18 protein-coding genes, 1 pseudogene and 1 riboswitch are annotated in these 18,953 nt (G+C 57.3%); of the genes and pseudogenes, 10 read left to right on the top strand and 9 right to left on the bottom strand.

The genetic code is table 11. The features are described from left to right. The first annotated feature begins 59 nt into the window (after positions 1-59). The 8 genes and pseudogenes from VMV64_RS15945 (at position 60) to VMV64_RS15910 (ending at position 5,511) form a co-directional block, all read left to right on the top strand. Positions 60-977, top strand: coding sequence for a GDP-mannose 4,6-dehydratase (locus VMV64_RS15945; protein WP_325332113.1), 918 nt, complete (start codon positions 60-62; stop codon positions 975-977). Next, positions 974-1,948 (top strand): GDP-mannose 4,6-dehydratase, encoded by a 975-nt coding sequence (gmd, locus tag VMV64_RS15940; RefSeq protein WP_325332111.1) that lies wholly within the window; start codon positions 974-976, stop codon positions 1,946-1,948. Before VMV64_RS15945 ends, gmd begins: the two co-directional genes overlap by 4 nt. Before the next feature lie 79 nt (positions 1,949-2,027). Further along, entirely contained in the window at positions 2,028-3,398 is a 1,371-nt protein-coding gene (locus VMV64_RS15935) for an undecaprenyl-phosphate glucose phosphotransferase (protein WP_325332109.1), read from the top strand. A 365-nt stretch (positions 3,399-3,763) separates the two neighbouring features. Next, positions 3,764-4,024, top strand: a complete 261-nt coding sequence (locus VMV64_RS15930; protein ID WP_414718911.1) for a type II toxin-antitoxin system RelE/ParE family toxin — start codon at positions 3,764-3,766, stop codon at positions 4,022-4,024. Further along, positions 4,002-4,307 carry a helix-turn-helix domain-containing protein gene (locus tag VMV64_RS15925; protein ID WP_414718921.1) on the top strand — a complete coding sequence of 102 codons (306 nt, stop codon included), beginning with the start codon at positions 4,002-4,004 and terminating at the stop codon, positions 4,305-4,307. Before VMV64_RS15930 ends, VMV64_RS15925 begins: the two co-directional genes overlap by 23 nt. Then, positions 4,306-4,728 (top strand): annotated as a pseudogene (locus tag VMV64_RS15920) (sugar transferase); the annotation flags it as partial. The gene VMV64_RS15925 and the pseudogene VMV64_RS15920, both read left to right, overlap by 2 nt. Positions 4,729-4,802: 74 nt before the next feature. Then, positions 4,803-5,102, top strand: coding sequence for a type II toxin-antitoxin system MqsR family toxin (locus VMV64_RS15915; RefSeq protein WP_325332103.1), 300 nt, complete (start codon positions 4,803-4,805; stop codon positions 5,100-5,102). Between the two features lies 1 nt (position 5,103). Beyond that, positions 5,104-5,511, top strand: a complete 408-nt coding sequence (locus tag VMV64_RS15910) for a type II toxin-antitoxin system MqsA family antitoxin (protein ID WP_325332101.1) — start codon at positions 5,104-5,106, stop codon at positions 5,509-5,511. A gap of 435 nt (positions 5,512-5,946) precedes the next feature. Here VMV64_RS15910 and VMV64_RS15905 read toward each other — a convergent pair whose 3' ends face one another. The 9 genes from VMV64_RS15905 to rfaQ all read right to left on the bottom strand — a co-directional run bounded on the left by VMV64_RS15905 (position 5,947) and on the right by rfaQ (position 16,311). Then, entirely contained in the window at positions 5,947-6,999 is a 1,053-nt protein-coding gene (locus tag VMV64_RS15905; protein ID WP_325332099.1) for a glycosyltransferase family 9 protein, read from the bottom strand. A 271-nt stretch (positions 7,000-7,270) separates the two neighbouring features. After that, positions 7,271-8,575: an O-antigen ligase family protein gene (locus tag VMV64_RS15900; RefSeq protein WP_325332097.1), complete on the bottom strand. Its 1,305-nt coding sequence runs from the start codon at positions 8,573-8,575 to the stop codon at positions 7,271-7,273. A 61-nt stretch (positions 8,576-8,636) separates the two neighbouring features. Then, the gene (locus VMV64_RS15895) at positions 8,637-9,683 is read right to left on the bottom strand and encodes a CgeB family protein (protein WP_325332095.1); all 1,047 of its coding nucleotides are present in this window, start codon (positions 9,681-9,683) and stop codon (positions 8,637-8,639) included. Further along, a complete protein-coding gene (locus tag VMV64_RS15890; protein ID WP_325332093.1) occupies positions 9,680-10,006 on the bottom strand; it encodes a glycosyltransferase in 327 nt (108 codons plus the stop codon). The genes VMV64_RS15895 and VMV64_RS15890 overlap by 4 nt, the downstream gene beginning before the upstream one ends. 43 nt (positions 10,007-10,049) lie before the next feature. Next, on the bottom strand, positions 10,050-11,165 hold the full coding sequence (locus VMV64_RS15885; RefSeq protein ID WP_325332091.1) for a glycosyltransferase family 9 protein: 1,116 nt from the start codon (positions 11,163-11,165) through the stop codon (positions 10,050-10,052). Next, entirely contained in the window at positions 11,158-12,249 is a 1,092-nt protein-coding gene (locus VMV64_RS15880; RefSeq protein WP_325332089.1) for a glycosyltransferase family 4 protein, read from the bottom strand. Before VMV64_RS15880 ends, VMV64_RS15885 begins: the two co-directional genes overlap by 8 nt. Positions 12,250-12,251: 2 nt before the next feature. Continuing rightward, positions 12,252-14,009, bottom strand: coding sequence for a lipid A export permease/ATP-binding protein MsbA (gene msbA / locus VMV64_RS15875; RefSeq protein WP_325332087.1), 1,758 nt, complete (start codon positions 14,007-14,009; stop codon positions 12,252-12,254). Between the two features lie 42 nt (positions 14,010-14,051). Continuing rightward, on the bottom strand, positions 14,052-15,233 hold the full coding sequence (locus tag VMV64_RS15870; RefSeq protein WP_325332085.1) for a glycosyltransferase family 4 protein: 1,182 nt from the start codon (positions 15,231-15,233) through the stop codon (positions 14,052-14,054). Beyond that, entirely contained in the window at positions 15,226-16,311 is a 1,086-nt protein-coding gene (rfaQ, locus tag VMV64_RS15865) for a putative lipopolysaccharide heptosyltransferase III (protein WP_325332083.1), read from the bottom strand. Before rfaQ ends, VMV64_RS15870 begins: the two co-directional genes overlap by 8 nt. 154 nt (positions 16,312-16,465) lie before the next feature. On the opposite strand from rfaQ, the gene VMV64_RS15860 reads away from it, so the two are divergent. Both VMV64_RS15860 and VMV64_RS15855 read left to right on the top strand, forming a co-directional pair. Beyond that, the gene (locus VMV64_RS15860) at positions 16,466-17,653 is read left to right on the top strand and encodes an ATP-binding protein (RefSeq protein WP_325332081.1); all 1,188 of its coding nucleotides are present in this window, start codon (positions 16,466-16,468) and stop codon (positions 17,651-17,653) included. 235 nt (positions 17,654-17,888) lie between these two features. Continuing rightward, positions 17,889-18,096, top strand: a riboswitch (cobalamin riboswitch). Between the two features lie 110 nt (positions 18,097-18,206). After that, positions 18,207-18,953 (top strand): TonB-dependent receptor (locus VMV64_RS15855; protein WP_325332079.1); only part of this gene is annotated, 747 nt, incomplete at its 3' end.

Raw genomic sequence — 18,953 nt, 5'->3', positions numbered from 1 at the left:
GAGTTTCGAGGCTTTGTTGAGCAGGCCTGGGCCGATTTTCAGGCAAGGCGCATACAAAATTGAATTTGGATTTCAGCGAGATGCGGATATTGTTAACGGGTGCAAATGGGTTTGTCGGCACATACGTGCAGCAGCAGATCGCCTGCGATCATTTTCAGGATGGCCATGGGGCTTCCATAGATTTGCGAAATGCTGAACAGGTGGCGCAAGGGGTTGCGGCGATAGCGCCCGATGCGGTGATTCACTTGGCTGCGCAGAGTTTTGTCCCAGAATCTTTCAAAAACCCCTTGCATACTTATGAGGTCAATTTCCTGGGGACGCTCAACCTGCTTGCCGCCCTCAAGGAGAACGGTTTTAGGGGGCGTATGCTGTATGTGGGGTCCAGCGACACGTATGGGCTGGTTGATCCGACAAGCTTGCCAGTTGTCGAAGATGCGCCGTTGAGGCCAAGAAACCCTTACGCGGTGAGCAAGGTGGCGGCGGAGGCGTTGTGCTATCAGTGGAGCCAGACGGAGCCGTTCGAGGTGGTGATGGTTCGACCTTTCAATCATATCGGGCCGGGGCAAAGTGAACGTTTTGTCATTTCCGATTTTGCTCATCAGGTGATGGAAATAAAAGGTGGCCTGCGCCCCCCGCCGATCCGAGTTGGCGATATCGATGTGACACGTGATTTTACCGATGTGCGCGATGTGGTGCGTGCCTACGCACTGCTGCTGGAGCGTGGCGGGAATGGCGAAGCGTACAACGTCTGCTCTAGGCAGGAGCGCTCCGTTCGTTCCATTTTGGAGGCACTTTTGAGGCTTGCGGACGTCGAGGCAGAAATTGTTCAGGATGCCGATCGGGTGCGGCAATCCGAGCAGCGCCGAGTTTTCGGCTCATTCGCCAAGTTGCACGATGCCACTGGATGGCAGCCGGAAATCCCGTTCGAACAAAGCTTGAAAGATATATTAACTGATTGGGAGAAAAAATTATTATGACAAAAAACGCATTGATTACAGGGATTACCGGTCAGGATGGCGCTTACATTGCCAGGCTGCTGCTGGACAAAGGCTATGAAGTTTTTGGGTTACACGCCCGGCGCGCAAGCGATACGCTTTGGCGGTTGCGGGAGTTGGATGTACTTGATCGGGTGGAGCTGATCGAGGGGGATTTGACCGATTTGTCTTCAATGATCCGCGCCATGAATAAATCGCAGGCGACTGAAGTTTACAACCTGGGCGCTCAGAGTTTCGTGGCGACGTCCTGGGAGCAACCCATTCTTACCGGTTACGTCACAGGATTGGGGGCTCTCAACATGATGGAAGCAATTCGCTTGACGAATCAGAAGGCGCGTTTCTATCAAGCTTCCACAAGCGAAATGTTCGGCAAAATTCAGGAGTCGATGCAGAGTGAAGCGACGCCATTTTATCCGCGGAGTCCCTACGGTGTGGCGAAATTGTATGCGCACTGGATGACGGTCAATTATCGCGAGAGCTTTGACATGCACTGTTCCAGCGGCATTCTGTTCAACCATGAGTCGCCCTTGCGCGGGATCGAATTTGTGACGCGCAAAGTGACGGACGCGGTGGCCCGAATCAAGCAGGGCAAGCAGAAGGAGCTGCGGCTCGGCAATATCGATGCCAAGCGCGATTGGGGTCATGCGGCCGATTATGTCGAAGCGATGTGGTTGATGCTCCAGCAGGATGTGCCGGATGACTACGTGGTGGCCACGGGCCGCACGACGACTGTGCGCGATATGTGCAAAATCGCTTTTTCTCACGTGGGTCTGAATTATGAGGATTTTGTGGTGATCGACCCCAAATTCTATCGCCCGGCGGAAGTGGAAGTGCTCTTGGGAAATCCGGCAAAAGCCAAGGCGAAGCTTGGCTGGGAGGCCAAGATTAGCTTGGAGGAGATGATCACCACGATGGTGAATGCGGATATGAAGCGGGTAGCTCGCGAAGTATGAGTCGGTTGTGGGTACCCATGCCAGGGTTTGAGAGGAAAGTGTTTTGAGTTATCGGGGCTTGCTTAAGGAACACTCTAGTGTGCTGAACGCGGCGCTGCACGCCCTCGATTGGGCGGGAATTATCCTCGCCGCCTGGGCTGCCCACCGCCTCTATCTCGGTAGTTGGGTTTTGCCGGATTCATATTCCATCGTGGCTGGTGTCGTGGTGTTGTTGGCCGCATTGATCTTTCCCCGTTTCGATCTCTATCAGGCGTGGCGCGGCGCGTCGATTTTCGACGAGGTGAGGGCGACGACGCTGGCTTGGGCGCTGGCGCTGTTTCTGCTCTTTGCCTTTGCTTTCACCACAAAGATGGGGATTCGTTTTTCCCGGGGTTGGATTGGAATCTGGGCATTACTGGGCTGGGTTGTTCTGATCAGTGGCCGAATTCTATTGCGCGTGGGTTTGCGCTGGCTGCGCAGCCATGGCTTTAACCAGCGGCGCATTGTGATCGTGGGGGGCGAAGGTTTAGGCGAGGAGGTGGCTAGGCGCTTGCTGGCATCTCCCTGGATTGGCTTGCAGGTGGCGGGATTTTTCAACGCCGAAACCGCGATGGCTCATGCCAAGCCGGGTGTGCCGATTCTGGGCGGCTTGGCGGACGTTGCAGGTTACGTGGCAGAGGAGCGCATCGACCAGGTGTGGATTGCCCTGCCACTCAAGGAGGAGGACAAAGTAGAGTCATTGCTCCACGAGTTGCGCCATAGCGCGGTGGATATCCGTTTTATCCCTGACATTTTCGGCTTCCGGCTGCTGAACCATTCCGTGACTGAGGTGGCTGGGTTTCCGGTGATGAATCTCTCCGTCACGCCGATGGTGGGGGTGAACCGGTTGGTAAAGGCGCTGGAGGACCGATTGCTTGCATTGCTTATTCTGCTTCTGATAAGTCCCCTAATGCTGCTGATTGCGCTGGGAGTAAAGCTTAGTTCGCCGGGCCCGGTGCTGTTCAGGCAGAAGCGGCTGGGTTGGGATGGACAGCTTTTCAAGGTGTGTAAGTTCCGGAGCATGGTGGTACATCAGGAGGGGAGCGGCCAGCTCACCCAGGCATTCAAGGGCGATGCCCGTGTGACCCCCTTTGGTGCGTTTCTGCGCAGGACCAGTCTGGATGAGTTGCCGCAATTCTTCAATGTGCTGCAGGGTACGATGTCTATCGTGGGTCCTCGCCCGCATGCAATCGAGCACAATGAGCAATTCAAGGACCTGGTTGACGACTATATGCGCAGGCATAAGGTGAAGCCGGGAATTACTGGCTGGGCCCAGATCAATGGCTGGCGCGGGGAGACCGATACGCTGGAGAAAATGCGCAAGCGGGTTGAGTATGACCTCTATTACATTGAAAACTGGTCGTTGTGGTTTGATTTGCGGATTATTTTGCTGACGGTATTCAAGGGGTTTATCGGCAAGAACGCGTATTGAGTTTCATGAAGCCGTTCAACGTGTCTTCCACGGTCAGATTCGCCACATCCAGGCTTGGTGATTAAAAATGCGTTGTGTTGCTACGCAACGCTTGGTGGGTTACGAGAAAAACGCTAACCCACCCTACATTTGGCTTAAGTAAGTGCCATTCGGGACAGACCCTTTATTGCGCGGTCAGTTTTGTACGTTGATTAACATCCTGCTGGCGGCGCTCGGGATTTTGGCGCGCTACTACGGCCACGAGCGAAGCAGGCACAGACAAACAGTTGCACAACTATCCGCTTCTAGCGGATAATGCACCCATGGTATTTGTTGAATTACCCATCTTCATCCGGTGTGCGAGCGCTCTGTTTTCGGATGGGGACTTGGCCGAAATGCAGAATACGCTGCTCGAGAATCCTGCTGCCGGGGACTTGATCCCCGGTGGCAGAGGTCTGCGCAAGTTGCGTGTTCCGCTGCCAGGGCGAGGCAAGCGGGGTGGTGCGCGGGTGATCTACTACCACTGGGTCAGCAAGGAGCAGTGTTACCTGGTTTATGCCTATGCGAAGAATGTGGCCGCTGACCTGACTCAGGAGCAGTTGCATCGCTTGGCGGCTGTGATTGATGCGGAGGTGCGAAATGAATGACAAACAGTTTGATGAGTTGCTTGAGAGCGTTCGGGGCATGGGCCGTCACATGCGTGGCGAGACTGTCGCGGGTGTTCGCCTGCAGGAGTTTCCTGAACCGGACGTCAAAGCAATTCGGGAGCGCACCGGTTTGTCGCAGAGTCGTTTTGCTTACCTGATTGGAGTCAAGCCCAAGACGCTGCAGAACTGGGAGCAAAAGCGTGTGCGACCTGCTGGCCCGGCGCGTGCGTTGCTCAAAATTGTCGAGGCTAATCCTGATGCCTTGTCGGCGATTCACGCTTAAAATCCGGAGCATGGTGGTACATCAGGAGGAGAGCTGCCATCTCACCCAGGCATCCAAGGGTGATACTCGTGTGACCCCCTTCGGTGCTTTTCTGCGCAGGACCAGTCTGGATGAGTTGCCGCAATTCTTCAATGTGCTGCAGGGCACGATGTCTATCGTGGGTCCTCGCCCGCATGCAATCGAGCACAATGAGCAGTACAAGGAGCTGGTTGACGACTATATGCTCAGGCATAAGGTGAAGCCGGGAATTACTGGCTGGGCCCAGATCAATGGCTGGCGCGGGGAGACGGATACGCTGGAGAAAATGCGCAAGCGGGTTGAATATGACCTCTACTACATTGAAAACTGGTCGTTGTGGTTCGATCTGCGGATTATTCTGTTGACGGTGTTCAAGGGGTTTATCAACAAGAATGCGTATTGAAGGAGCGGGAGAAGAAGCGGAAAGCAACGTAAGGTACGCTTGCACGAATTCCCCTATTGGGGGATAATTCACCCATGGAAAAGCACGCGCCCCACTACTCGCTAGCCGAAATTCAGGCGCAGATGACAACGGTGCAGGAGATGAGCCTGACTGTTTCCGCCCGTGGCGGCATCCGGGCGGTGGGTTTGAGTCAGGCGGATGCCTTGGCCGTGGTGCAGGGGCTGACCCGCAAGGACTTTTACAAGAGCATGACCACCCACGCCGATCATCGCGTCTGGCAAGACGTGTATCACGGGCAGTGGAACGGCAGTGCGCTCTACATCAAGTTCCAGCGGGCAGGCGAATACTTCGTGGTGTCGTTCAAGGAGTTGTGAGATGGCAAGCAAATGGAATGGCAAGCCCTGCCACCTGTGCGGGGCGGGGACATTGCACGATGGTGTCAAAACCATTACGCAGGAATACAAGGGGCACCCCTTTAGCTCGGAAACCCGAGGGGCGTTCTGCGACCACTGCGCGGATGGTTTTGTCGAATTCGATGCGGCGGAAGAGGCCGCCTGGCTGGCTTTTCGTGACCGGGTGGATGCTATCGAGGCGGCGGAGCTTATCCGCATCCGCAAAAAGCTGAAGCTCACCCAGCTTGAGGCCGCCCGGCTGGCCGGGGGCGGCAAGAATGCCTTTTCCCGTTACGAGCGCGGGCAGGCCAAGCCGGTAGCGGCGGTGGTCAATCTGTTCCGCCTGCTGGATCATCACCCGGAACTACTCTCTGAGCTAAAAACCGGATAAGGCGTTTTGGCGCGTTTTGCGCTTTAACGTGAAACGTGGAACATCTGCGTGAAACAATTCCGTTCGTGGTGAGCTTGTCGAACCATGAACGGCCCTTCGACAGGCTCAGGGCGAACGGTTTCATCATCAGGGGTGGCGCCTGTTGCCATGATCGTTAGGGTGGCCGAATCAGCGTGAAATCAGTGGCCGAATGGGGGTGAAATTCGCAGATTTCAAAAATATGAGCTGATTGTGAGCCGATTGTCGCTTATTTTTCAGGCTGAGCGGAATGCCGGAAAACTTGGTGAGGGGTATAGTGCCTGCGTAGCTGGAAGCGCAGGAAATTTTTGCTGCAAAAAACGCCCTCATAAGTCATTGACTCATTATAGTATTGTAAGCAATTATGTACACTTTATCAAAACGTTAAGTGAATGGCTAGGTCACGGCCCCAGATTTTTATAACTCTGGCGCTTGTAATAAGACATCGCCCAACAAATGGGCAAAATCTGTCATCGCATCTTCTACGCTGATATCGCTGACATTCTGACTCGTGGGCTGACGTATTCGGTGAGGCACTCCCCAGGGATGCCAGCGGGTTGCATCCGATTTTCCAAAAAAACACAGAATGGGCTTGCCTAAACCGGCTGCCAGGTGCATGGCTCCGCCATCGCTGCAGATAACCATATCGCACAAAGATAGCCCCGCAATCAGTTGCCCCAATTCTTGAGTAGGGTAAGCCAATAAGGGTATTCCCTTTGTCGCGACGATAATTTCGCGTGCTTTGGCGTCGTCCCCAGGATGCAGCGGGTTGCTGGTGTCCCCAGGTGACCAGAAAAGCATGAAGCCGGCGTTATGTTCTTTATGCAGACGCTTTATGAGTGCGGCAAAGTTTTGTGTCGGCCAGCGCTGGCTGGGTTTTCGGGCGCTGATGTGCACGCCGATAAGTAGCGGTGGTTGAAGCGGAATAGCGCGGTGCAGTGCTTCCTTTGCGCGAGCGAGCTCGTTTGCCTGGGGGTGCACTTGAGTCGGCGGCGGTTGCCCGGTGATGCCGAGCGGCGACAGCAGCCTGAACACATCTTCCACTTCATGGGGTGGGTGGATTGGCCCGTAAGGTACGCCGATGTCGATGTGGGCTGTACTGGGTGTGTCAGGTTCGATGAAGCCGACGACGCGCCGAGCACCTGCGAAGTGCGCCAACCGCAGGAGGCGAGGCTGGAATCGCGGCGCCGCAAGGATTGCATAGTCGAAGTGCATTCGTCTGAGTTGCGCGAAGAGCCGCAGCCGATCCCAGTAAACTTTTGCGATGCTGGTCCCGGGTGGTCGGTGTTTGGCCTTGGTGTAGGCAAACACCGCATCGATATCCGGGTTATTGGCGAGCACTGGTGCGTTGTAGCTGTTCACTAGCGCGCAAATAGTGGCTTTGGGAAAATGCTGGCGCAGGGCATGAATCAACGGCGTGTTGCAGACCAGGTCGCCGATGTTGTCACGGCGGATGACGAGGATTTTCATGTCATTAGGCATAGATTGTACTAAGGAAGTGCTGATTTATTCGTTCCGTTCGGGCTTGTCGAAGCCGTTTCTAACATTATGATTTACATAGAATACCCTTCGACGGGCTCAGGGCGAACGGATTTAATCGGCGTTTACCTAAGGGCCTCTAAATTCCAATTTGCACTCATCCCAAGCTCGATTGTTACTAAACCACAAAATACAAATGGCACAGAAAAAAGGTGCTGTTATTGCCAGAAATCGCACTTGCCGGAACGACAGTCACCAAACGTCAGGTGCCACTATTTTGCCTGGTTTCATTCCAGTTGCTTATGACCCCTGCCAGTGCCCCAGTTAGCAACCAGAACATCAGTGCGTTGTCCCGGATGAAATAGTCGTCGGTAAGATTCTTTGCGATGATGCCTCCAATCATGGCGATGCCCGCGCCGGAATAAACCGCCAGGGCAGGTTGGCTGTCCATGAGTTGGCGAGTGGGCTTGATTGTCCACGCAAGAGTGGCGAGCAGGAGCGTGAAAGCAATTATTCCAGGCAGCCCCATTTGGACACCCTTGTTCAGAAATACGTTGTGCGCATGCCAGTGTAACGTGCTTGTTTTTGCAACATCAGGATTGCGTAACTTGTATGCGTTTCGGCCGAATCCTCCTCCTGACCAAGGGGAGGTGCGAATGTTTTCGATGGCCGCTGGCCATAAAAGGGTGATACGAACGTCTTGAGGGGCCTCTGCAGCCGGTGCATTTTGAAGGTGTGCCGGCGTGCGTCGTGCCATTTGAATATTGAACAGTGTCGCGAGACTCAAGATGGCAAGGACTAACAACCCGCCCAGCATCAGCTGGCGCCGCCGAGATAAGCGGCTGGCATAGTACGAAGCCACCACGACGGCGGCAATTGCGATCTCGATTATGAGGGCAAGCACGGCGGCCCGACTGATGGTGTAGTAGAGTGCCACAAGGTTCGCTACTAATAGGATGGCCAAGAACCAACGAAACGAGTGGTTCCGGAAGTGCAGGAAGGCGTAAGCGACTACGAAGGGAATGACTGTCACCAGATAAGTGCTGAAGGTGCCGAAGCCGCTATTGAGAGAGCCGCGGGGGGCGGGCGGCATATCCCTAAAGAGCACTACCCCCTGGAAGATTGCATAGCCCACCAGGAATGCGTTGCCTAGCACAAGCAACACCATTAGCCGGCTGAATGAGATTTCGTTGCGTATCCAGGTCGCGCCCAAGATGAAGACCAAAATTCCGTAGATCAGTTCTGTCTTGATTTCAAACAGCGAATAGCCGGGATCAATGGCATAGAAAAGGGAGAGTACAGCGACTACGCCATAAAGCCCCCACGCCCAGGCAACCGGAAAGCGAGGTCTGAGTTCACGTTTCCAGGCCGCCCACATGGTCAGGAAAATCAGGGAAAAAAACATGAGATTGCGCAGCGCCGTGGTATGGTCGATCGGAAGAATCCAGATGTAGACGGCTAGCAGCAGGAACGCCGCGCACGCCAAACCGGATCCAACGGACGTTTTTGGCAGTTCCCATTTCAGGGGGGTACAAATTTTTTTAAGTAAGGTAGTGTCCTGAACCAAGATTATCTCGCCGTCTTATTTGGTATATTGATTTTGATTGCGCGGTAACTGCACAGTGAGTTCATGTTTCAAGCCGCATTAACAGGTTGCGCATCTTGTCGGTGTAGCTTTCGAAGCCCAGTACCTTCTGGTAGCTGGCGTGAGCGAGTTTTTCCCGCTCCTGATCGTGGCTGAGATAGTAGAGAATTTTTTCTCGCAGTTCATCGGGACTCGAAAAGGTTTCCAATTCTCGCCCGAGTTCGAAGTGTTGTGCCAGTTCCTCGGAATGGTCGGTGAGCAGGAATGCTCCGGTGGCGGGCACGTCGAATACCCTCAGGTTGAGGCCGGTGAGACCAGGATCCCAGGAAGAGATATTGAGCACGATTTTGGTCTCGTTGTAAAGGGCGATCAGGTCTTCGCCCCAGATGCGGCTTGCCTTCACTTTTTCCCGCAACTGCGGATTGAACCGGTTGCGCCGCTTGAGCCAACCCGGGCCGTAGATTTCCACCGGCAGGTCGAGCAGTTTTTCCATTGCTTCCTGGCGTCGCGGGCTCCAGCCGCCAACGAACACCACCTCGTGGCGGTAGTTTTTCTCCTGGGAAAGTGGGCGGTACAAGGCTCTGTCCACCCCCAACGCAGGCAGGTAGTGGATGTTGTCCCTCTCGCCGTAGCCGAAGTGGTGGATGCAGAAGTAGTGGTCGTAGATTCGTGAGTCTTCAAGCATCTCATTGGTGGCGCGCGGATCCTTTACCCACCAGCCGACCGTGTGCCGGATGCTGTAGCGGCTTTTCAGGCGTTGGATCACTTCGGCGTCGAAACTGTTGCCGCGGATCACCAGCAGCAGGTTGGGACGGAACGCGGCAACGGCCTTTTCCAGTTGCAGTTGGCGGTAATTATGGTTGCCCCATGGGGTGTGGCGGGAGATGTCTACCGAGCGCAAGCCGAACAGCCGGATGAGTTTGTTGACCCATTTCAGGAAATAGCGATCCACCGGGCTTTCTGCCTGGCTGTTGAAGCAGTACACGTCCCAGCCCAGTTCTCGGAAACCCGCCGCGCAGGAGGCGCCTAATGGAATGGTTTCCTTGTCGAAGAAGTAGCTGATCAGGACGCGGGGGTTGGTGGTACTCATGGTTTGCTGCATTCGATTCTGTGCGCATGCGCGGCTCGGGAGGCAAATTCCATCGCCGAGGCAACGCGCTGTTTGAATTCGAGAAAGGAGAATTTGGCCGGGCGCAGGCTGACGGGCTCGGTCTTAGGCCGCGGGCGGCCTGCGGTCAGCTCGTCCAGCAGCCGCGCAAAATCCTTGCCCTGGTCTTGTCTGGGGTCGGTGTAAAACAACCCGGTTTCTCCTTCCGTCACGGTTTCCGTGAAAGGCGGTGAGTGTATCGCAAGCACTGGAGTGCCGCAATGTTCAGCCTCGACGATGTTGAGGCCTAGAGCTTCTTTTTCCACCGAAGCCTTGCTGCAGGTTGATTTGGTAGCAGACCTTATTCATCTACTCGTCGCGTATTCCCAGTTCTTCGATGGCCCGGCGTACGTCAGCCACCTGAATGCCGTCCATGCACGCTCCGACATTGACACATTCACGCTGGCCGCGACCGCACCGCCTCACCCAGCCGATGGTTCGTTTGAAAATTACGCGTTGATCCCGGCATGGGAAATTATCAACCGTGACGGCACGGTATGGACTATTTCTCCAGAACTCGCCTGCGCCGCAGAGGACTGGCGAACCCGGCCCAAACAGCGTCACCGTTGGGATTCCGACGATGCGGCCGAGGTGGGCCGCGCCCGTGTCAGGACAGACCAGCAGTCTGGCGTGGGCCAACAGGTGCCATAGTTGAGCCAAGTCAAGCTGGCCGGCAAACGAAAGATGCTTTTTGTCCGGATCGATTTTATCGACGACGCTTTGTTCGCCTGGGCCGCCGCTCCAGACAATTTGGAGCCCACATTTTGTCAGGAACTCGGCCAGAGCGCGCCACTTTTCCGGACTCCACAGCTTGAGCACAGTGCTTGCCCCTACGTGCAGGATGCAATATGGCTGCGGTGGTAAAGCGAAAGGGCGGAAGTCCGGCGCTGGCCAATCTTCAGGTTTGTAGGGTGCCGGTGGCGAGCCGTCTATCAGCCCGGAAACCATATCGCCCCAGGCAGCGGGTTGGTCGGGATACGGAACGAAACGGTCAACCGGCCAGTTTTTGTAGGCCGGGCGGTCGCCGGAAAAAGCGATAATCCAGCGCGCGCCGGCGGCCCGTGCCAGCCAGCTGTAGCGGTTGTCGCCGGGGACGATGGCGAGGTCGAACCCGCCCGCTTTGAGCAAGGCCCTGAGGGTGGTACCGTCGCGCGGGTCGTAGGGTAGGGCGATGACGCCGTAGGGGTGGTTCCGGTAGAGCGGGGCAATCGCCTTGGGAGTGGCCATGATAATTTCCGCTGCAGGGTAACGTGCCCGCAGTTTTGCCAGCAGCGGCGTCAGCATCAGGGTGTCGCCCAGCAGCAGGTGGTGGGCGATGAGGATACGGCGCGGTGCATCGGGCGGCTGGCGCCGCCCCGGCGCGGCCAAGCTGTTCCAGGCCGCCAGGGCCAGCACCAGCAGGCGGGCGGGAAGCCGGCTAGACATCGCGAGCCGCGTCTCGGAAGATAGCCTCCATTTTGTCCAGCATGGCCTGGATGCCGAATTTTTCCAGTCCGTGCGCGCGGGCGCGCTCGCCCAGCGTGCGGCGCAGCTCCGGCTCCAGCAGCAGGCGTTCGATGGCCTGCTGCAGCGCCGCGGCGTTTTTCGGCTCGACGATCAGCCCGTTCTGCTCGTCTTGCACCGCTTCGAGGATGCTGCCCACCGGCGTGGTGACGACCGGCAGTCCGCACAGCATCGCCTGCAGGATGGACTGGGGCACGCCTTCGTTGGCGTAGGAGGGGAGCGCGAAAATGTCCATTGCCTGCAGCCAGGGCAGCACGTCGCGCTGGTTGCCGGGCATGACGACGCGCTCGCCGAGGCCGAGGGCGGCGACTTGCTTCTGCAGCGCGGCATGTTGCGGCCCGTCGCCGACGATCAGCAGGCGGGCGTTGCGGTTGGGCAGGCGGGAGAAGGCTTCGATCAGGTAGCGGTGCCCTTTCCAGCTGCGCAGGGTGGCGACGATGCCGACGATAATGCCTGCCGGCGCCAGCCCGAGGTTATCCCGCGCCTGGGCTCTGTCGCCCGGTGCGAAGCGGGCGGTGTCTACGCCGGTGGGAACGGAGGTGATTTGCTGCGGCGGGTAGCCGTTGCGCTGGATCAGCTGATGGCGCAGCCGTTCGCCGGTGGTGACGATATGCCGCGTGGCCCGGCGGTAAAGCCAGCGCGTCGGGGCATTGTCGGGAATGGGCGCCGAGATGTGGCGGGTGCGCACCAGCGGTGCCGGGTTTTTCAGGAACAGAGAGGCCAGCGCAACCAGCCAGGTATCCGTCGAGCTGTGCGTGTTGATCACGTCCACCGCGTTGGCCTTCAGCCAGCGGCGCATGGCGAGCAGGCCGCGCAGGTTTTTCCGGCCGATCGGCAGCGCGGTCACGGCGATGCCACGGGCCTCGGCCTCGGCATGAATCTTTGCTTCGGCCGGACAGAGCAGGGTGACGTGGTGTCCGCGCTGCATCATGCCCGCCGCCTCGGTAAGGATGCGGATTTCCTGGCCGCCCCAGCCGCGCGAGGCCTCGGTGTGTACGATACGCATGGTCAAATGTCCGGAGAAGGCCGTGTGCTGTCCAGGGCGAACTGGATGCGATAGAGGTTGGCGTAGACGCCGTTCATGTCCAGCAGTTCGCGGTGCGGGCCGATTTCAACGATGCTCCCCTTTTGCATGACGACGATGCGGTCGGCTTTTTCGATGGTGGACAGGCGGTGTGCGATGACGATGGTGGTGCGGTTCTGCATCAGGTTTTCCAGAGCAGCTTGCACATGGCGTTCGGATTGGGTGTCGAGGGCGGACGTGGCCTCGTCCAGAATCAGGATCGGCGCGTTCTTGAGAATTGCCCGGGCGATCGCGATGCGCTGGCGTTGTCCCCCTGAGAGCTTGACGCCATTTTCGCCAACCCAAGTTTGTAGTCCTTCCGGCATTTCCCGGATGAATTCCATGGCATGGGCTGCTTCAGCGGCGGCAATGATATCCGCTTCACTCGCCTTCGCTTGGCGACCATAAGCGATGTTGGCGGCGATGGTGTCGTTGAATAGCACTACGTCCTGGCTGACAAAGGCGATATTGTCTCTCAGATTGGCGAGGCGAATGGTTTCGATGTCGTAGCCATCCAGCAAAATCTGCCCACTGGTCGGGTGGTAAAACCGGGGTATCAGGTTGACCAGGGAGGTCTTGCCGCTGCCGGACTGGCCTACCAGGGCAACCGTTTCGCCCGGCGCGATTTTGAGCGAGATGTCCTTGAGCACCCAGGCGGTGTTTTCCTCATAACGCAGACAAATGTTCTGGAGTTCGAGTGCGCCCTTGGCCCGCGCGATTTCCTGGGTGCCATTGTCCGGTTCGGATTCGCGGTCGAGCAGGTCAAATACGATTTCCGCAGCTGCCAAGCCCCTTTGCAGGGATTCGCTGACGCCGGTGAGGCGTTTGATCGGAGCGAGCAGCATCAGCATGGCGGTGATGAAGGATACGAACCCACCCACCGTGGTCTGGTTGGCACTGGATTGCAGGGTGGCGATGTAGACGATGAGCGCCAGTGCAATGGCGGCAAGCAGTTGGACCAGGGGGACGTTGGCACCTGCGGCGATAGTGTATTTCATGCTGAACAGGCGGTTGCGATTGGCGGCCTCGTGGAAGCGTCGTCCTTCATAGTCCTGGCCGCCGAAAATCTTGACGACTTTGTGTCCGTCCAGGGTCTCATCCAGCACGTGCGTGATGTCCCCCATGGAGTTTTGCAGGCTACGGCTCATCTTTCTCAGTCTGCCACTGAATAGACGGACAGTCAGGGCGATGAGCGGGCCCATGACGAGGGCAATCAAGGTCAGCTTCCAGTTGATATAGAGCATCCATCCCAGCAACCCCAGGATGGTGAAGGAATCCCGCACCAGCACGGTGATTACGTTGGTGCCGGCGGCGGTAACCTGGTTCACATTGAAGGCGACATTGGCGATGACCGATCCGGAGGAGGCGTTGTCGTAATACGGGGTGGGCAGGGTGATGAGCTTGTGGAACATCAGGTTGCGCAAATCCATCACCAGCCGGGTCGATACCCAGTTGACGGTGTAGTTGCTGATAAAGGTGAATATCCCGCGCAGCAGAAACAGACCGACTAGCAACAGGGGAACCAGCTTGATGAGCGTCTGGTCGCGACTGACGAAGCTGCCGTCCAGCATGGGCTTCAGTAGCGCCGGCAGTGCGGGTTCAGTGGCAGCGACCGCGATGGTGCTCAGAATGGAAAGTGTGAATACTCGCCAGTAGGGCAGGATGTAGCGCAACAGGCGCAAATAGAGTTGCTTACTGCTCATGGGGTGGGCGTGAGGTTCGAACGGGGCTTAAAAAACAGTGGATTATACAGCAAGCCGAAGGTAAAGCTGAAGCAGCTGCGGGGTGGTGGCCCGGACATCCAGGGCTTCGACGGTTGCGCGGGCGGCCGCCTGCCGATCTGCCAGTCCAGGTCCCAATACTGCCCTCATGGATTGGGCAAGGCAGGCTTCATCGAGTGCCTCGCAGACGTAGCCATTTTTGCCGTTTTCGATTAATTCCGCTGCACCGGACTTGGTGCTGGTGATGACCGGCAGGCCGCTGGCAAAAGCTTCCAGCGCGGCATTGGGGAAGGGGTCGTAGCGTGTCGGCAGGACAAATGCGTCGGCCGCGCCGTAGAAAGGTTTGGCGTCGGTCTGGCCGCCGGTGAAGCGGACGCGATCCTGGACGGCCAAGCGGATGGCAAGGCGCTGAAATCGATCTTGATGTTTGTCTTTGCCGACCACCATGAGATAGGGCGTGTCCGGTAGCTTGGCGAAAGCGGCAAGCAGCGTTTCGACCCCCTTGCGCTCGAAACCGGATCCGACAAACAGGAATAGCGGTGCTTCCTGGGGAATAGCGTATCGCGTGCGGACGCTTTCCCGGTGCAACGCGCTTAGCCCGGGATGGTATGCCGCAGTGTCCACGCCGCTGTAAATCACGTGCAGCTTGTCTTCGGGCACGCCGAAATGGTACCGGATTTCCTCTTTCACCATGCGCGAGTTGCAGATCACCGCCTTGAGTCCGGGGCTGGCGAACAACCTGCGTTCCGCGGCCATGGTGTAGTGGTGGTAAGGGTTGAGCGCGATGCCAAGCCTGCCGAGGAAGCCCATCGACCGGCGGCGCTGTTTTAGCCACTCGCGGTGCACCCCGTCGCCGGCGCGGTACACATCGCAACAGGCGATGCGTTCATGCGATTGCACCAGGTCGAAGGAATGTTTCTTGAGCGTGTTGCAGACGCAGCGCGCGAAGCCCCAGTCGCGCCAGACGCTGCCCAGATAAAAAGGATTGCAGATCAGGGGTTGGCCGTTGCCGTCCGGCTTCCATTGGCGGGTGACTAAGGTGAGCTGTGCCCCCTCTTGGCGCAGCGCTTCCACCGCGTTGGCCACGAAGCGCTCGGCGCCGCCGAAATCGGTGTAGCGCTGGCGGATCAGTGCGATGCGCAAGGGCTGGCGATGGGTGATGGGTGATGGGTGATGAGGATCGCTTTCCCGTTGCGCATCACTCATCACCCATCACCTCGTGGATGGCGTCGAGCACTTGGCCGACAGAAATCGCGGACAGGCATTCGCTCATTTTGCCGCCGCCGCAGCCGTCGTTGCCGCAAGGGCGGCAGGCGTGGGCGGATGTGAGGATGCGGTTCGGCACCTGCCAGGGCCCCCATTCGATCTCCCCGCTTGGGCCGAACAGCGCGACAGTCGGCGTTCCCATGGCGGCGGCGATATGCATCGGGGCGGAATCCACGCCGATGAACAACCTGGCGCGTGCAGTCAGCGCCGCCAATTGTTTCAGGGAAAGTCGGCCGGATAAGTCCACGACGGGTTGCGGCAAGCCGGCCAGGATGCTTTTGGCCATCGCCAGCTCCTCCGTTGCCGGTGCGGCGGTGATGACGATGCGATGTCCCTGTGCCTGCAAGGACGCAATCAGGGCCGCCATCTGTTCCGCCGGCCAGCATTTGAACAACCAGCGCGAGGTGGGGTGAAGGTGGATGAAATCTTTTCCCTTCAACTGATGTTCAGCGAGCAGTCCTTCTATGAAGTTTTCAGCTTCGCCACCCGGCTTCAGAGTCAGCCCGCGTTCTCCTGCACTGGGGTAGATGCCGATGCGGCGCAGGGCGTCGAGGTGGGTTTCCACGGTATGGCGGGAATTTCCGCGGCGAACCGAGGAAAAGAAATGGCTGAAGGTGTTTTCCCATGCGCGGCCTTTGCCGGGCTGTCGCTTCGCTACGCCGTATTTCGCGTTGGTTAGACGTTTGAGCCAGGCTCCGCGGTTATGCTCGGTTAAATGAATGACCAAGTCATAGTGCCTTGCCCTTAGTGCCGACAGTAGTTGCCACTCGGCTTTGGCCTGGGCCAGGATGCCGGCGGATTTCCATTTCCGGTCGATGGTGTGTAGCTGGCTGATGGCGGGGTGGAGGCTCAGCATCTCCGCGGTGTCCTGATAAACCAGCGCGTCGATTTCCAGGTGCGGCGCGTGGTTCTTCAGCACGCTGAAAACCGGCGAGGTGAGCAGCACGTCGCCGTGGTGGCGCAGCTTGATGACTAGCACGCGGCTCAGGGTGGATAGGTCGATGGCGTCCTTCAACATGGGCGAACAATAGCAAAATTCAGGGGAAATTCCCATTGGATGAGGATTGGGGACAAGTTTTTCGACTTTCCTTCATCTTCGAATCCAAGGTATTCGGTGATGCCCGCGTCGAATAAATATTGCATTTAGAAAGATAGCCTTTTAATATGCAGCAATGATAAGCCGCAGAATTCTTCCGAATATTGAAAAAGCGTTGGTTCAATTCCCTGCCGTCGCTCTTTTGGGGCCTCGACAGGCAGGTAAAACCACGCTGGCGCATTCTGTCGGATCAAGCCATGTAAATAGCCTGTATCTGGATCTCGAGAGGCCTTCTGATCTGGCCAAGTTGGCTGATCCGGAATTGTTTTTGTCTCGCCACGTGGATCAACTTGTTGTGCTTGATGAGATTCAACGGCAGCCTGACTTGTTTCCCGTTTTGCGCGCGTTGATCGATGAAAACCGTCGCCCTGGACGATTTCTGTTGTTGGGTTCGGCTTCGCCGCAGTTGTTAAGGCAGACTTCAGAATCCTTGGCAGGTCGAATTTCTTTTCATGAGTTGGCGCCTTTCGATGTCAGCGAAATTAAGCCAGGACATGCCGGGCTGGCCGATTTCTGGCTGCGTGGCGGGTATCCGTTAAGCTGGTTGGCCGAGTCGGATGAGACCTCTCTCGCGTGGCGCGAGTCTTTCATACTCACGCATTTGGAACGTGATATACCCGCTTTCGGCATCCGGATTCCCGGCCCGACGTTGCATCGCTTCTGGCGGATGCTTGCTCATCTGCATGGGCAGATGTGGAATGCATCGCGACTTGCCTCCGGTTTCGGGGTTTCGGCACCGACCGTGCAGCATTATCTGGAAATTCTTGAGGCGACCTATATGGTCAGGCGGTTGCCCCCACTGCATGTCAATTTAGGCAAGCGTTTGGTGAAATCTCCGAAAATCTATCTGCGCGACAGCGGGTTGCTGCACGCGCTACTCGGAATTCGCAGCCTGGATGAACTCGCCGGACATCCCGTCGTTGGGCCATCGTGGGAAGGATGGGTGTTGGAGCAGATTGCGCAGTTATTGTCACCGCAGTGGCAGTTATCTTTTTATCGTACCGCGACCGGTGCGGAAATGGATGTCGTGGCGGAACGTGGTGAGAGAAGAATAGGATTTGAGATCAAACTTTCCAGCGCGCCCTCTTTGTCAAAAGGTTTTTGGTCCGCGATGAAGGATTTGCAGCTCGAACAAGCGTATGTCGTTGCCCCGGTTGAAACAGGCTATCCGATTGCTGAAAAAGTAGAGGTTTTGCCGGCGAATGAATTGGCGCAATGGTGCGCATCATTGAACCCAGATTGTTCATTAGGCCGTTCGTGGTGAGCTTGTCGAACCACATGCACTGTGAGTAAGCCCTTCGACAGGCTCAGGGCGAACGGATGCTGGAAAAATGACGTTAAATTGAGCCTAATGAACAATCTGGGTTGAATGGATAGCCCCCAACCCTCTTCCGCAAGGCTATAGAGAAATTCAAGACGGGCGGAAGTGCTTTTGGTAGAATGTCCGCCTGAGTTTTAGTTCCGGCATCACATTGGCCTTCGGCAAATATGAGCCTGCACTGAAACCTATGGTTTTAGGTGCCTGTTCCGCCTTCCGGCGGACAGGTTAAACGGGAAACAGGTGAGCCCAGCAATGGGCAAAGCCTGTGCTGCCCCCGCAACGGTAAGTGAGCGCGAACGCATCAACCATGCCACTGTGGCTTAAGCCATGGGAAGGCGGTGCGTTTTTTCACGAGCCCGGAGACCGGCCTGGAACTGATACGGAAATGCCGCGGGGTTGCGGTTAAGCCAAAATGGCTTTTTTCGCCATTCTCGCGGTGTTTCCATTGTTCTCAAACCACGGTATGCGGGGTCGCTGCCGAACGATGGAAAACATAATGAAATCCCCTTTTAAGCTCAGCTTGATCTCTCTAGCCATTCTGGCGCCCGCGGCATCCGCCGAGGAAATTCCTGCCTATCGCCTCGACGACGTGGTGGTGACCGCCACACGCACTCCCCAAACCCTTCGCGCTTCGCTGGGCGACGTCACGGTAATGACCGCGGAACAGATTCGCCAGGCCGGCCAGTCCAGTCTGGCGGAATTGCTGCAAACCCAGCCCGGCGTGGAAATTTCCAGTAACGGTGGCCCCGGCACCACCACTTCGGTTTACCTGCGCGGTGCCAACGCCGGCCACACCCTGGTGCTGGTGGACGGCATGCGCCTCGGCTCCGCCACCACCGGGGCGACGGCACTGGAAAACATTCCCCCCGACCAGATCGAGCGCATCGAAATCCTGCGCGGCCCGGCCAGCCATTTGTATGGCTCCGATGCCATAGGCGGGGTGATCCAGATTTTCACCAAAAGCGGTCAAGGCGCGCCCAGGGCGAACTTCTCCGCCGGTTTCGGCAGCTTCAACACGCGGAACCTGAGCGGCGGCTACGGCGGCGAGATCGGGAATACCCGCTTCAGCCTGCAAGCGGGGCAGACCGAGAGTGACGGCATTTCCGCCTATGCCAACGGCAACCCGGGCTATGTCAACCAGAACCGGGACAAGGATGGCTACCGCAACACCAATCTGGCGCTGAAACTGGCCCAGACCGTGGCCGCGGGCCACGAGATCGGCGTGAACGGTTTCGTAAGTTCC

It is taken from the genome of Sulfuricella sp., from assembly GCF_035531155.1.
GTDB lineage: Bacteria > Pseudomonadota > Gammaproteobacteria > Burkholderiales > Sulfuricellaceae > Sulfuricella.
Note: the sequence above shows the minus strand (reverse complement) of the source record. Positions and strands in the feature narration are given on the sequence as shown.

Bases quoted from the DNA above. Each gene is read 5' to 3' on its own strand.
- gmd (WP_325332111.1), top strand. From the start codon at position 974: ATGACAAAAAACGCATTGATTACAGGGATTACCGGTCAGGATGGCGCT.
- VMV64_RS15925 (WP_414718921.1), top strand. From the start codon at position 4,002: ATGCGGAGGTGCGAAATGAATGACAAACAGTTTGATGAGTTGCTTGAG.
- VMV64_RS15915 (WP_325332103.1), top strand. From the start codon at position 4,803: ATGGAAAAGCACGCGCCCCACTACTCGCTAGCCGAAATTCAGGCGCAG.
- VMV64_RS15910 (WP_325332101.1), top strand. From the start codon at position 5,104: ATGGCAAGCAAATGGAATGGCAAGCCCTGCCACCTGTGCGGGGCGGGG.
- VMV64_RS15905 (WP_325332099.1), bottom strand. From the start codon at position 6,999: ATGAAAATCCTCGTCATCCGCCGTGACAACATCGGCGACCTGGTCTGC.
- VMV64_RS15895 (WP_325332095.1), bottom strand. From the start codon at position 9,683: ATGAGTACCACCAACCCCCGCGTCCTGATCAGCTACTTCTTCGACAAG.
- VMV64_RS15885 (WP_325332091.1), bottom strand. From the start codon at position 11,165: ATGTCTAGCCGGCTTCCCGCCCGCCTGCTGGTGCTGGCCCTGGCGGCC.
- VMV64_RS15880 (WP_325332089.1), bottom strand. From the start codon at position 12,249: ATGCGTATCGTACACACCGAGGCCTCGCGCGGCTGGGGCGGCCAGGAA.
- msbA (WP_325332087.1), bottom strand. From the start codon at position 14,009: ATGAGCAGTAAGCAACTCTATTTGCGCCTGTTGCGCTACATCCTGCCC.
- VMV64_RS15870 (WP_325332085.1), bottom strand. From the start codon at position 15,233: ATGAGTGATGCGCAACGGGAAAGCGATCCTCATCACCCATCACCCATC.
- rfaQ (WP_325332083.1), bottom strand. From the start codon at position 16,311: ATGTTGAAGGACGCCATCGACCTATCCACCCTGAGCCGCGTGCTAGTC.
- VMV64_RS15860 (WP_325332081.1), top strand. From the start codon at position 16,466: ATGATAAGCCGCAGAATTCTTCCGAATATTGAAAAAGCGTTGGTTCAA.